Source organism: Streptomyces sp. PA03-6a (assembly GCF_033792765.1).
GTDB lineage: Bacteria > Actinomycetota > Actinomycetes > Streptomycetales > Streptomycetaceae > Actinacidiphila.
Genome location: NZ_JARAVK010000243.1, coordinates 1 through 13,513 on the forward strand (window position 1 = coordinate 1; position 13,513 = coordinate 13,513).

At 73.9% G+C, this 13,513-nt stretch carries 8 protein-coding genes; 3 read left to right on the plus strand and 5 right to left on the minus strand.

The annotated features are described in order from the left end of the window. Positions 1 to 230: 230 nt before the first annotated feature. Both PV350_RS37515 and PV350_RS37520 read right to left on the minus strand, forming a co-directional pair. Entirely contained in the window at positions 231 to 854 is a 624-nt protein-coding gene (locus PV350_RS37515) for a DsbA family oxidoreductase (RefSeq protein ID WP_500337938.1), read from the minus strand. Positions 855 to 958: 104 nt separating this feature from the next. Then, positions 959 to 1,837 carry an alpha/beta fold hydrolase gene (locus PV350_RS37520; RefSeq protein ID WP_500324534.1) on the minus strand — a complete coding sequence of 293 codons (879 nt, stop codon included), beginning with the start codon at positions 1,835 to 1,837 and terminating at the stop codon, positions 959 to 961. Positions 1,838 to 1,973: 136 nt separating this feature from the next. Between PV350_RS37520 and PV350_RS37525 the strand changes: the two genes are divergently transcribed. Then, complete coding sequence (locus tag PV350_RS37525) at positions 1,974 to 3,992, plus strand: AfsR/SARP family transcriptional regulator (protein WP_500337940.1); 2,019 nt, start codon at positions 1,974 to 1,976, stop codon at positions 3,990 to 3,992. Positions 3,993 to 4,070: 78 nt separating this feature from the next. On the opposite strand, the gene PV350_RS37530 is transcribed toward PV350_RS37525, so the two are convergent. From PV350_RS37530 to PV350_RS37540, 3 genes are all read right to left on the minus strand, one after another. Next, positions 4,071 to 4,274, minus strand: coding sequence for a cold-shock protein (locus PV350_RS37530; protein ID WP_326570877.1), 204 nt, complete (start codon positions 4,272 to 4,274; stop codon positions 4,071 to 4,073). 240 nt (positions 4,275 to 4,514) lie between these two features. After that, the gene (locus PV350_RS37535; RefSeq protein WP_500337942.1) at positions 4,515 to 8,453 is read right to left on the minus strand and encodes a S8 family serine peptidase; all 3,939 of its coding nucleotides are present in this window, start codon (positions 8,451 to 8,453) and stop codon (positions 4,515 to 4,517) included. Between the two features lie 197 nt (positions 8,454 to 8,650). After that, positions 8,651 to 10,789, minus strand: a complete 2,139-nt coding sequence (locus PV350_RS37540) for an alpha-galactosidase (protein ID WP_499515773.1) — start codon at positions 10,787 to 10,789, stop codon at positions 8,651 to 8,653. Positions 10,790 to 10,968: 179 nt separating this feature from the next. Here PV350_RS37540 and PV350_RS37545 point away from each other — a divergent pair, with 179 nt between their 5' ends. Both PV350_RS37545 and PV350_RS37550 read left to right on the plus strand, forming a co-directional pair. Further along, positions 10,969 to 12,144, plus strand: coding sequence for an ROK family transcriptional regulator (locus PV350_RS37545; protein ID WP_499515774.1), 1,176 nt, complete (start codon positions 10,969 to 10,971; stop codon positions 12,142 to 12,144). An 8-nt stretch (positions 12,145 to 12,152) separates the two neighbouring features. After that, a complete protein-coding gene (locus PV350_RS37550) occupies positions 12,153 to 13,466 on the plus strand; it encodes an ABC transporter substrate-binding protein (protein WP_500337944.1) in 1,314 nt (437 codons plus the stop codon). Positions 13,467 to 13,513: the final 47 nt, after the last annotated feature.

Genomic DNA, 13,513 nt, shown 5'->3' on the forward strand with positions numbered 1-13,513 from the left:
CAACCTTCGGCCGGGGGTGCCCCCACCCCGCGGCGCTCCCCCAGCTGGCGCTGGCAGGTGCCCCCAGGCACGGCACTCCCCCAGCCTTCGGCCCGGGGGAGTTGTCGAATCGTCCGAGTAGCCCACTACGAGGACGAATCTCCGCCGTGCGATGCACCGCACCTGGGGGCACCTCCCAGCGGAGCTGGGGGAGCTGACGACACGGCCCTGGCCGCGTCGTCGGCCGCTCCTCAGCCGGTGAGCGCCGCGGCCCAGTCGCGGAACCGCTGCGGGGGCTGCAGCCCGGCGATCCCGTGGCGTCGGGAGACCCAGGCGGGTGTGGCGTGGACGCCGTACCGCCAGGCGAGCAACTCCGAGGCGGCCAGTGCGTCGGTCATCGCCGCGGAACCCCAAGCCTCGCGCAGCCCCTTCGCGTCGCCCCCGGCCTCCTCGGTGAGGGAGACCAGCAGCTCCCGGGACCCGATGTCGAGGCCGTCGGCGAAGTTGGCCGTGAACACCGCGGCGGCGAAGCGGCCGGCGGCCTCGGGGTCGCTCGCGGCGAGCCATTCGTGGGCCTCCAGTGCGGGGCGCGAGTGGGTGACGCGGTCCGTCCGGCGCAGGGGCAGGCCCGCCGCCTCGGCCTCGTGGGCGAGGAGCGCGTACGCGGGGTCCGTGCGCCGGCCGAGAGGGCTGCCGCCCGGCCCCGTCCAGGGGTGGATCCGCAGCGCGTGCCCGACCACGCGGATGCCGTGCTCGCGGAGGATCCGGGTGCGGTCCTGGGCCACGTAGCAGTAGGGGCAGATGAAGTCGAACCAGTGCTCGGCGGTCGCCGTGTGCGGCGGCGAGCAGGTCCCGGGGGCGGAGGTGACGATCATCTGGTGCTCCTCACGGGTTCGCGAGATTCGTTACCACTGATATCTGTAACGCAACTCACTTCCGAGGTTCTTCCCGCCCCCGGGCCTCGAACGTTTCCGGGGGCTCAGGAGGCGACGAGTGCGCGCAGGGCCGACGCGACGAGTCCCGGGTCCTCCTCCGCCATGAAGTGGCCGCAGCCGACGGTGGTGTGCGTCAGGTCGGGGGCCCAGGCCTGCCAGAGGGCGCGGGCGTCGTAGCCGAGGGCGGCGCCCCAGTCCTGCTGGAGGACCGCGACCGGCATCCGGAGCCGCCGGCCCGCGGCCCGGTCGGCGCGGTCGTGGTCGGCGTCGACGGTCGCCGAGGCGCGGTAGTCGGCCACGATCGAGGGGACGGCCGCGCGGCACGCGTCGAGGTAGGCGGCGCGCACGGCGGGCGGGAAGGTCTCCGGGGAACGGTTCCACGCGTCGAGGAAGTGCCCGAAGAAGGCGTCCGGGGCGGCGGCGATCATCTGCTCGGGCAGGCCCGGGGGCTGGGCCATCAGGTACAGGTGGAAGCCCACGGCGGCGTCGGCGCCGCGCAGGACGTCCCACATGTCCAGGGTGGGCAGCACGTCGAGTACGGCCAGCCGGCTGACCGCGTCGGGATGGTCGAGCCCGGCGCGGAAGGCGACCAGGGCACCGCGGTCGTGGCCGGCGAGCGCGAAACGGTCGTGACCGAGCGCGCGGGCCAGCGCGACGACGTCCGCGGCCATGGTGCGCTTGGCGTACGTGGCGGGTCCCGCGGGGGCCGGTTTGTCGCTGGCACCGTAACCACGCAGGTCGGGGCAGATCACGGTGTGGTCGGCGGCCAGGTCGGCGGCGACGTGGCGCCACATGAGGTGGGTCTGCGGGAAGCCGTGCAGGAGGACGACGGGGCTGCCCGAGCCGCCGACGGCGACGTTGAGGGCGACGCCGTCGGCGACGGGGACGCGGTGGTAGGCGAAGCCGGGGACGACCGGTGTCATGGTGCGCTGCTCTCGTTCGGTGGTGGGGGAGTGACGTGCCCGCCGGCGGCGGACGCCCCAAGGCTCCCGCCCGCGAATCAGCATCCGGTCAGCGCGTACGGTGGCAGCGGGGAGGACGGCCGGAGAGGTGGGCAGGGTGCGGGTCGCTTTCGGTGTGCTCGGGCCGGTCGTCGCCTGGGACGGCGACGGTCGCGCACTGGCGCTCAAGGGCCCCCGGCACCGGGAGGTGCTGGCGCGGCTGGTGGTGGCGCGCCGTCGTGTCGTACCGGTGACCCGCCTGGTGGCGGACCTGTGGGACGAACCCCCGGCCGGCGCCGTCGGGGCCGTGCAGACCTTCGTCGGGGCGCTGCGCCGCGAGCTGGAACCGGAGCGGCCGCCCCGCGCCCCCGCCCGGCTGCTGGTCACCGCGGGCACCGGGTACGCGCTGCGGGCGGACCCGGACGCCGTGGACGCCTGGCGGTTCGAGGCCGCCGTCGACGCCGCGGCGGCACTACCGCCCGCAGCGGCGCTGACGCGGCTCGAGGAGGCGCTGGAGCTGTGGCGCGGTCCCTCGTACGGCGAGTACACCGACCGGGAGTGGGCCCGCGGCGAGCGTTCCCGCCTCGCCGAACTGCGGCTGCGGGCGGTGGAACGGCGGGCGGAGGCCCGGCTGGAGCTGAGCCTTGCCGCCGAGGCGGTGCCCGACCTGGACGCGCACCTGATCGCGCATCCGTGGCGGGAGGACGCTTGGCGGCTGCTGGCGCTCGCGCTGTACCGGTCGGGCCGTCAGGGGGACGCGCTCGCCGTGCTGCGCCGGGCCCGCGCGATGCTGGCCCGGGGACTGGGGCTCGACCCGGGAGCGGCGCTGCGCCGCCTGGAGGCGGACATGCTCGCCCAGGACCCGCGCCTGGACCCGCCGGCGCCCGCGCCCGCCGGCCCGGACGACGCGGCCGCCGACCCCGGCGACGCGGCCGCCCGGGTGTGGGCCCGGGCGGCCGAGGCGTACGACCGCACGGTCGCCGCCGGGGCCCGCGCACGGCTGGAGTCGACGGTCGGCCTCCTCCGCAATCTCGCGCTGACCGGGGGCGGCGGCCTGGAGGCCACCCGGGAGCACCGCCTGGCGGCCGTCGCCGCGGCGGAGGAGTCCGGCGACCCGGAGCTGACCGCCCGGGTGATCGGTGCCTACGACGTCCCCGCGATCTGGACCCGCAGTGACGATCCGGAGCAGGCCCGCCGTATCGTCGCCGCCGCCGAGCGCACCCTGGCCGCCCTGCCCGCCGACGCCGCGCACGAGACCGCACGCTGCCGCCTGCTGGCCACGATCGCGGTGGAGACGCGCGGCATCCGCTCCGCCCGCGGACCGCTGGCGGCCCGGCAGGCCGAGGAGACGGCCCGCCGGCTCGACGACCCGGCGCTCCTCGCCTTCGCGCTCAACGGGGTGTTCATGCAGACCTGTGCCCGGGCGGGCCTCGCGCCGAGGCGGGACGCGATCGGCGCCGAACTGGTGGCGCTGGCCCGGCGGCACGGGCTGACGACGTACGAGGTGCTCGGTCACCTGATCCGCGTACAGGCCCGCAGCGCGCTCGCCGACCTCCCCGCGGCCGACGTGCACGCCGCCGCGGTCGACGTCCTGGCCGAACGCCACGAACTGCCCCTGGCGGGCGTGTTCACGCAGTGGTACCGGGCCCTGCGCACGGCCGCCTCCGAGGGCGGGCCGCGGGCCGGGGCCGCCTACCGGGCCGCCGCCGTACGACTGGAGGGCGCCGGGATGCCGGGTGTCGAACGGGGTCTGCTGCCGCTCGCGCTGCTCTGCCTCGACCTGGCCGACGGCAGCGTCCCGGCGGCGCGGATCGCCGAGCGTGTCGACCCCGCGGCGCAGTGGGGGCCGTACCGGCCGTGGGCCGAGCCCTTCGTCCTGCTGCGCGCCGGCCGCCGCTCCGAGGCCCTGACGGCCCTGCGGGCCCTGCCCGAGCCACCCCCCGACCTGATGTACGAGGTCCTGTGCTGCGTGCAGTCCGTGCTCGCCGTCGAGCTCGGCGACCGCGACGCCCTGGAGGTGCTCCACGCCCGCCTGCTCCCCGCCGCCGGGGAACTCGCGGGCGCGGGCAGCGGTCTGCTCACCGCGGGCCCGGTGGACCGGTACCTGGCCGCCGTCACCGCGGCGCTCGCCCCGTAGACCCGACGTGCCCGCACCGCCCCGAAAGAGGAAGGGCCGGCACCCCGTGAGGTGCCGGCCCCTTACATCCCCTGTGGGTCAGATGGGGAGGATGTTCTCGGCCTGCGGGCCCTTCTGGCCCTGCGTGACGTCGAAGCTCACCTTCTGGCCCTCCTGGAGCTCACGGAAGCCCTGGGTGGCGATGTTGGAGTAGTGAGCGAAGACGTCGGCGCCGCCGCCGTCCTGCTCGATGAAGCCGAAGCCCTTTTCCGAGTTGAACCACTTCACGGTGCCGGTCGCCATGGGAATCTCCTTCGGGAGCAGTACATGAAGCCCGCACTTTGCGGACTTCCGTCGCCGCAATGACCCCTCCGGGACAACCGGAAAACAAAAAATGCACCTGTCGGTCACATCCCGGCAGGTGCACGTAAAGTTCATGGGTACCAAAACTGCAACGCGATCAACCTAGCACAGGCGCCGTCGGACGACCACGGGGCCGGGTCCGCCACCGGTCGTGGCGGACCCGGCCCCGTGGGTGTCCGGTCAGTAGGTGAACCGCTGGAGGCCGTTGGCCCAGGGGTTCACCAGGAAGACGGTACGCGTGGCGGGGTCGAGGAACAGGCCGCGCCGGCTGGTGAAGTCGAAGTTGGACGTGCTCAGCGTGGAGTTGACGAGGTTGGCGACGGGGTGCCGGGCGAGCACCTTCCCGGTGTCGGGGTCGAGGACGGTGATCTCGCTGAGGGCGTTGTTGTCGCCGGTGGTGGCCTCCTCGTACAGGTGGGCGACGAGGGCGACGTGGTGCCGGGTGTCGAGCACCGGCCACATGACGCCCCGGGTGCCCAGGTCGGCCGGCGCGGAGGTGGCCAGGGACTTCTGGTCGGCCGAACGCCAGGTGCCGGTCGGGAACTCGCCCGTGGTGTAGCTGGGGGTCGCGGGTCCCGCGGCGACGTACACCCGGTCGCCCTTGCCGTCGGGCAGGAGCCCGGCGGTGCAGGCCGGCATGGTGGTCAGCGGCGACACCTTGCGGGTGCCGGGGTCGACCGACACGGCCCAGTAGGGGACGCGCCCGGACAGGCAGGGCCCCATGGTGCCGGTGGTGGCCACGAAGAACGTGCCGGTCGACGCGTCGACGGAGACGTTGCCGAAGGCCCGCCCCGGGTTGTCCGCGTTGAGCGGGATCGGCGCGGAGACCTTGCCGGTGGCCATGTCGACGGTCCACAGCGAGGCCACGCCCGAGACCCCGTCGAAGGTCGTCACCCCCGCCCGGTGCCGGGCCGGGTCGACGGCTCCGCCCTGGAAGTACACCGACGTCGAGCCGGTGCCCGGGTCGAGGGCGCTGAGCTTCACGCGCGCACCGGTCTTCGTGTCGCGCAGGTCGACCTCGGGGAGCACACCGCCGTCGAACGGCCGGTGGCCGATCAGGGTGTGTCCCGTGCCGGGGTCGGCCCCCAGGACCTCCTGCATCATCGAGGTGCCGGTCTCGCGGGACACCGTGGTGCCGAGGGTTCCCTCGGAGAGCGAGTACGCGGTGGTGGCCGAGCCCTCCAGGTGGATCCAGCCGTCGTCGCCCTCGGCGAAGTCATCGGTGGCGAGCAGCGCCGTGCCCCCGCTGACCTCGATGTTCTCCAGGGTGCCGGAGACCGTGTCGCCGTCGAGGTACTGCACGAACGACGTGGGCGAGGCCTGCCCGACGGGCTTGCCCGCCCGCGTGGGCAGGACCCGGACCGGGTACTGCAGTCCGGTCGGCAGGCCGAGGGCCTTGAGGTCGAGCACCGTCCGGCCCTTCACCGACGGCAGGGCCCGGAAGAGGGTGGAGGCGTGGTCGACGCCGTTGTCGTCGCGGCCGCTGCCGTTCTGGTTGGTGGCGGTGTTGAGCGCCCCGTACAGGGTCGGTGCCGGGGTGAGGAACTCGATGGCCGCGCCGTCGGCGTGCGGAGCCGAGGAGGCGTCCCAGGAGACCGTCAACCGCGGCTCCGCCCGGGTCAGTTCGACGGCGTGCGCCGTGGCGGACTTCCCCTGCCCCAGCAGCGGTGCCTGCGGCCGCTGGTCGGCGCCGGGTCCGACGCGCAGCGCGCGGAAGTCCCCGAAGACCTGGCCGTCGTAGAGCGTGACGCCGATGCCGTAGAGCCCGGCGCCACCCGGCGCGAAGGCGGAGGCGGGGATGGTCACCGTGCCCTTGGTGCCGGTGAGCGGGGTGCGCCACTGGGCACGCCACTTGTCGCTGGTGGTGAAGGGCGTCCAGTGGCCGACCGAGGAGAGCACCAGCTCGGGGGCGGTCGCGTCCCGCAGGCCGGTGAGGTCGTAGTGCACGGTGACGGACTTGCCCAGCGGGGACGAGCCGGGCGCGGTCGGGGCCTTCGGCTGCACATAGGTGCCGTCGGCCGCGCCGAAGGTGAGCCGCTGACCGGTCGAGGCCACCACCTTGCGGCCGTCGAGGGCCTCGAACGTGACCTGCACGGTGCGCGCCTCGCCGGAGGCGAGGGGCAGGCCGGCGGCGGCCAGCAGTTCGCGCGGCAGGACGCGCAGGCTCGGGCCGGCGGACGGGATCGTGCCGTGCTCGCCGACGCGCAGACGGTACGTCAGCTTCCGGTGCCCGCCGGTGAGGTCGAGACCGAAGGTGATGGGCGAGACCGCGTTCTGCCCGGACGGGTTGCCCCAGGCGTCGGCGGGGCCCGCCAGGTCGATCGCGGAGGGATCGGTGGCCTCGACGAAGGCGGTGGTCGGGCTCACCGACAGCAGCTGGCGCTCGGCGACGGACAGCCGTACCGCGGCCGGGGTGAGGGAATGGCGCTTGGCGAGCACCTTCTCCACCGCCGCGGTCACGTCCAGTTGCGGGCCCATGCGCAGTTCCCGGTCGGCCTGCGGGGGCTGGGCGATCGGGCGGCCGGTGTCCACCAGCAGCTTCCGGACCTCTCGCGGGCTGAGCTTCTGCCCGGTCGCCTCGGCGGCCGCCAGCACGTTGGCCGCCGCGGCGGCGATCATCGGGGCCGAGGCCGAGGTGCCGCCGTTGAGCACCACGCCAGGACCGTCCGGCGTGTGGATCAGCGAGGGCAGGTTGTCACCGGGCGCCGCCAGGTCGATCCGGGTGCCGAACCCCGAGGAGTAGCCGGCGGAGCCGTTGTAGCGGGTGGTCGGGTAGACGGCGGTGCGGACGTCGTCCGAGCTCAGGGTGTCGTCGACGGTGGTGCCGCCGGCGGCGATCACCCCGGTGTCACGGACCAGGGTGGGGGTGGTGGTGGGGGCGACGTCGTCGATCGACGTCTGTGCGCGGCTGCTCGACGTCACGTCGGTCGGGGTGCTGCCGCCGTCGGGGCCGACCGACACCGGCAGGCCCAGGCGGGTGCCGTCGTTGGACGACACGACCACGACGATCCCCGAGTCCACGATGGCGCGCAGGGTGTCCCTGATCTCCGGGTCGTCCTCCAGCCACCGCGAGGGGAAGCCGATCGAGCCGTCCGTGCCGAAGCCGAGGCTCGCGGTGATGACGTCCGGCCGGGGCTTCTGGGCGGCCGCCGCCCGCAGCGCGGCCGCGATCCCGGTGGCCGAGGGCTCCTCGGGGATCACGAGCCGGTACTGCGCGCCCGGTGCGATGCCCAGCAGGTCGGTGGCGCCGCTGCCGGTGGCCTCCGGGCGCTGCCGGTCGTGCGGCAGCGGGGCCATCATCGAGAAGTCGAGCAGCACTTCGGCGAGGTTGGGGTCCTGGCCCTCGATGGCGCCGGCCGGGTCGAGGCGGCCCTTGTTGTCGCTGGTGTAGGTCGGTATGAGCGGCAGGGAGGGGAAGTCGAGGTAGCGCTTGCCGTCGCGGAGCACCGTGGTGGGACCGTTGAGGCGCACGTACTCGTCGCCCGCGTCGGCCATGCCCTGGTCGGTGAGGTCGCCCAGCGACACGTTGGTGATGACCTGGCCCTGACCGGGCAGCGCCCGGAGGTACGTCGCGGTGTCCCGGAAGGCACCGACCGCGTTGACGCCGCCCGCGTTGAGGTAGGACTGGAAGGACGTGGTCAGGCCCTCGTTGGTGGGCAGGTCCTCGGCGGCGGAGGGGGCGGCGGTGCGGGCCGCGCTCCGGTCGCCGATGCCGTCGACGGCCTCGCGGACCGCCTTCGGGAGCGGGACGGCGCCGGAGTTCATGGTCCGGGGGCGCACCGCGGAGCCGGCGCCGGTGGCGCCGCCCACGCTGTACGGCGTGAGCGCGGCGGCGTCGGCCCGGCGCTGGAGGATCTCGGCGGACGGCGTCAGGGAGCCGCCGAACGCGCTGCGGCCCTTCGTTCCCGCCACGGGGAAGGCCCGGGTGGTGCCGTCCTTGCGGGTCAGGGTGCCTGACCCGTCGTCGGACCAGTGCAGCACCGAGCCGTCGTCGAGGGTGAGGGTGTGTGCCGCGGGGGCCGCGTGGGCCGCGGCCCGGGACGCCGGGGCGTCCGGATCCGCGGCGTGGGCGACGGAAGGCGCGGCGATCGTGGACAACAGGGCGGCGAGCGCCGTCAAACGCGCTCGTCTGAAGCGGTGGGACATGCAACGCCCTTCGGTGATCGGGTGAGGAACGTGCAGAGGGCCGGCGGGTCTTCGGGACGGGCGGACGGAGCTCACCTTGACGCTGCCACGTCACACCGGACAAGCTCCCGCAGCTGCGGGTTTGTGCAGTTGCCCACATGCGCGGGGTGCGGCACGGCCCGGCGGGAGGGTCATGCGCCGTCCCGCTCCGCGACGCGGACCAGGTGCACCGCCGCGCTGGCCCAGTCGCCCGGCGGCAGGTCGAGCACGAGCCCGTACCCGCCGAGCACGGCCGCGTGGTGCACGGTCCCCGTCCGCGTGTCGCGGTAGCGGGCCCCGGCGGTGAGGCCGCCCAGCCGCACCGGTCCCCGCGGGCCGCCGTGCCGCCGGACGCGCTGCCAGGCGAGCACCAGCGCCTCGCTCCCGTCGTGCGCGGCGTACTCCACGACGGTGGGGCCGTCGTCCCCGGGACCGCGCAGCCGGTGCAGCGCTCCGTGCTGGACGAGGTGACGGACCCTCTTGTACTCGGCCACCAGCTCCGCCCCGGCGGCCAGTTCCTCCTCGGACCAGCGGGTGAGGTCACCGCCGATGCCGAGCAGCCCGGCCATCGCGACGTGGAAGCGGAAGCGCAGCGGCACCGTGCGGTGCGTGAGCTGGTTCGGGACGTCGGTCACCCAGGCGGCCATGGTGCGCGCGGGGTAGACCTGGCCGTAGCCGTGCTGGATCGCCACGCGGTCGGCGGCGTCGGTGTTGTCGGAGGGCCACGCCTGGTCGGTGCGGGAGAGGATGCCGAGGTCCACCCGGCCCCCGCCGCCGCTGCAGGACTCGATCCGCAACTGCGGGTGGTCGGCGCGCAGCCGGTCGATCACCGCGTAGAGGTGGTGCACGTACCGCGTCCACAGCCGGTCCGCGCCGTCGTCCCGGCCGGGCCAGCCGGCCTCGCTGAAGGCGCGGTTCATGTCCCACTTGAGGAAGTCGACGCCGTTCTCCGCGACGAGCCGGGTGAGCCAGCCGTACGCCCAGTCGGCGACGTCCTGCCGTGCGAAGTTGAGGACCAGCTGGTTGCGCAGCTCGGTCCGGTTCCGGTGCGGGACGTGCAGCACCCAGTCGGGGTGCTCGCGGTACAGGTCGCTGTCCGGGTTGACCATCTCCGGCTCCACCCACAGGCCGAAGCGCATCCCGAGCCGGTGCACCTGGTCGGCGAGGGGGGCCAGCCCGGAGGGGAAGCGGTCGGCGGCCGGGGTCCAGTCGCCGAGGCCCGCGCGGTCGTCGCGCCGTGCCCCGAACCACCCGTCGTCGACGACGTACAGCTCCACGCCGAGCGCCGCGGCCCGGGCGGCGAGCGCCGCCTGGCCGGGCTCGTCGACGTCGAAGCCGGTGGCCTCCCAGGAGTTGTAGAGCACCGGAGCCGTCTCCTGCGGGTGCGGCAGGACGTGGGCCAGGGTGTACGCGTGCCAGGCCCGGCTGGCCGCGCCGAAGCCCCCGCCGGTGTACAGGCCCGCGAAGGTGGGGGTGGTGTACTCCTCGCCCGGGGCCAGCGGCACGCTCGTACCGTCGTGTCCCGCACCCCCCGTGAAGCCGGCGCGCCCGTCGGGGGTGCGCTGCGCGGTGACGCGCCAACTGCCGCTCCAGGCCAGGGCGGCGCTCCACACCCGGCCGTGGGTCTCGCCGGCGTCACCCGCGTCGACCATCACCCACGGGTTGGCGTGGTGGCTGGTGATGCCGCGGCGGCTGGTCAGCACGGTCTCGCCGTACGGCAGCCGGTCCCGGCGCAGTTGGCTCTCCGCGGACCACTGGCCGGTGACGTGGCTGAGCCGGTAGTCGGGCAGCGGCGGCAGGCTCCAGGCGGCGGAGTCGGCGCGGAGCACCGTGAGGTCGTGCTCGCCCGCGTTGCGCAGGACGGTGCGCCGCTCGATGACGTCGCTGTCGTCGTGGAGACGGTAGTGGAGGGTGACCTCCAGCGGGTGGACGCGGTCGCGGAACCGCAGCGCCAACTCGTGCACGCCGGGTGCGGGTTCCCGCACGTCATGCCCTGCCGGCTGCCACTCGAAGCCCCGGGTCCCGTCGGGGAGGCGGACCTGGAGGGACGGTACCCCGAAGCGGGCCCCGCCGTCGACGGGGAGTTCCTCGCCCACCGGTGAACGGCCCTCGAAGCTGCTCGCGTCCGGTCCCGGCGGGACGGCGAGTCCGGCCGCCTCCTGCAGGGTCAGCCGCGGGCCCCAGGCGACGTGGCAGGGCGCACCGGTCGCGTCGATGCGCAGTGCGTACGACGTGCGCGGGGTGCTCAGCAGCCAGATCCCGGTGTCCGGGGCATGGGAGATCACGGGCATGGGTCCTCACGTTCGGGTCGCGCCAGGAGACAGGCGGCAGCCAATCCTTACCTTGGATCACATGTCAACATCCACTCGGATCCGGCCTTTTCCAGATGAGGAGCCCTCACATGGGCTACTTCCGAGGAGTCTTGCTTCTTTTATTGACAGCAGAAAAGAACCCACCTAGGTTCCCGGCCATGCCCTCGATCCCTCCGGGGGAGGCGTTCCCGGCCCACACGCCGGCCGCCTCCCAGATCTTCACCACCGTCCTGTGCCACGGTCCGCTCACCCGCACCGAGATCGCCAAGCGTGCCGGGCTGTCAGCGGCCGCGGTCACCAAGGCGGTCCGGCCGCTGATCGAGGCCGGGTACCTGGTCGAGGACGTGGACGAGGAGGCGCGTCCCTCCCTGGGACGGCCGGCCAACCCCGTACGGGTGGACGGCGGCCGGGCGCTGTTCATCGGCCTCAAGATCACCGGCGACGAGATCATCGGTGTGCTCACCGACCTCTGCTGCCGGATCCGCACCTCCCGCCACGTGCCGCTGGCCGCCCCCGACCCCAGGGCCGTCCTGGCGTCGGCGGCGGCACTGGTGCACGAACTGCTGGCGGAGGCCGACGGTTTCGGCGTCCCCGTCAGCGGCCTGGGCATCGCGGTCTCCGGTGACGTGGACCGGGCCGGCGGCCTGGTGCGCTACTCGCCCTTCCTCGACTGGCGCGACGTCCCGCTGGCCGAGCTGGCGGGGATGACCACCGGCCTGCCCGTCACCGTCGACAACGACGTCAGGGCGCTCACCGTCGCCGAGCAGTGGTTCGGCGCCGGGGTGGGCCTGTCCGACTTCGCCGTGGTGACGGTCGGCGCGGGCATCGGCTGCGGTCTCGTCGTGCACGGGCGGGTGGTCTCGGGCGCGTACGGGGTGGCCGGGGAGATCGGGCACCTGTCCATCGACCCGGCGGGACCGCCGTGCCACTGCGGCAACCGCGGGTGCGTGGAGGCGATCGCCGCGGACCCGGCGATCGTGCGCGCGGTCCGCGAGGCGACGGGCACCCCCGTGGCCGACGCCGCCGAGGCACTGCGACTGGCCCACGGCGGCGACCCGGGGGCCAGGGAGGTGTACGCGCGGGCCGGCGAGGCGATCGGCCGGGCCATCGGCTCGGTGGCCAACCTCTTCGGCCCGGAGCGCGTGATCATCTCGGGCGAGGGCCTGGTGGCCCACGACCTGTTCGCCGACCAGATCCTCGAGGCCTTCGCCGCCTCCGCCTTCGGCACCGCCGGGCAGTGCGACCTGCGGACCCGTCCGCTGCCCTTCGAGGAGTGGGCGCGCGGGGCCGCGGCCACCGCGATCCAGTCCTTCATCAGATCAGACACGTACTAGGAGTAGCGATGACGCTGCAGAGCCGCACCGTCCTGACCGCGCCTCAGCCCAGCCGCCGCACCATGGTCGGCGGGCTGTTCGGGCTCGGAGCCGCGGCGCTCGCCGCCCCCCTCCTCACCGCCTGCGGCGGGGGAGCGGCGGCCGACCCCAAGACGGTGACCTTCGGGTCCAACGGGGCCGACGCCACGCCCAAGTCCGCCTACGCGGCGGTGACCAAGGCCTTCACCAAGGACAGCGGTCTGACGGTCAAGACCAACACCGTCGACCACGACAGCTTCCAGAAGGGCATCTCCAGCTACCTGCAGGGCACTCCGGACGACGTCTTCACCTGGTTCGCCGGCTACCGCATGCAGTATTTCGCCAAGAAGGGCCTCGCCACCCCCCTCGACGACGTGTGGGAGAAGATAGGCGGCGGCTTCAGCGAGGCCACCAAGCAGCTCTCCCGGGGCGAGGACGGCAAGTTCTACTTCGTCCCGCTCTACAACTACCCCTGGGGCGTCTTCTACCGGAAGAGCCTCTTCCAGGAGCGCGGCTACACCGTCCCGCGCACTTGGTCCGAGTTCACCGCGCTCGCCAAGCGGATGAAGAAGGACGGCCTCTCCCCGATCGCCTCCGGCTACGGAGGCGGCGACGCCTGGAGCATCCTCGGCGCCTTCGACTACCTCAACCTGCGGGCCAACGGCTACGACTTCCACATGTCCCTGATGCGCGGCGAGGTCTCCTGGACCGACAAGCGCGCCCTCGCCACCCTCGACCTGTGGCGCGAGATCAGCCCGTACTACCAGCAGGGCGCCGGCGGACGTTCGTGGCAGGACGCTGCCCAGTCGCTGCTGGACAAGAAGTCCGGCATGGCGGTCATCGGCCTCTTCCTCGGCCAGCAGGTCACCGACGAGGCGCTCCGCGCCGACATCGACTTCTTCCCCTTCCCCGAGATCGACCCGGCCAACGGGCAGGACGCCGTCGAGGCGCCCACGGACGGCTTCATGCTCAGCCGCCGTCCCAAGAACGAGAAGGGCGCCAAGAAGCTCCTGGAGTTCCTCGGCAGCGCCAAGGCCGAGGGCCTCTACATGGGTGTCGACCCCAGCAACGTTGCCGTCCACGCGCAGGCCGACACCGGCTCCTACAACCCGCTGCAGAAGAAGTCCGCCGAACTCATCGCCTCCGCCAAGCACATCACCCAGTTCGCCGACCGCGACAGCGACCCCGGGTTCATCTCCACGGTCGTCCTGCCCGGACTCACCCAGTGGCTCGGCCACCCCGACGACGGATCGGCCCTGCTGAAGCGCATCGAGTCGCAGCGCTCGCGCTTCTTCACCTCCTGACCGGACCGGGAAGGTTCACCGTGCCCTCCGCGTCCCCCACCGCACCC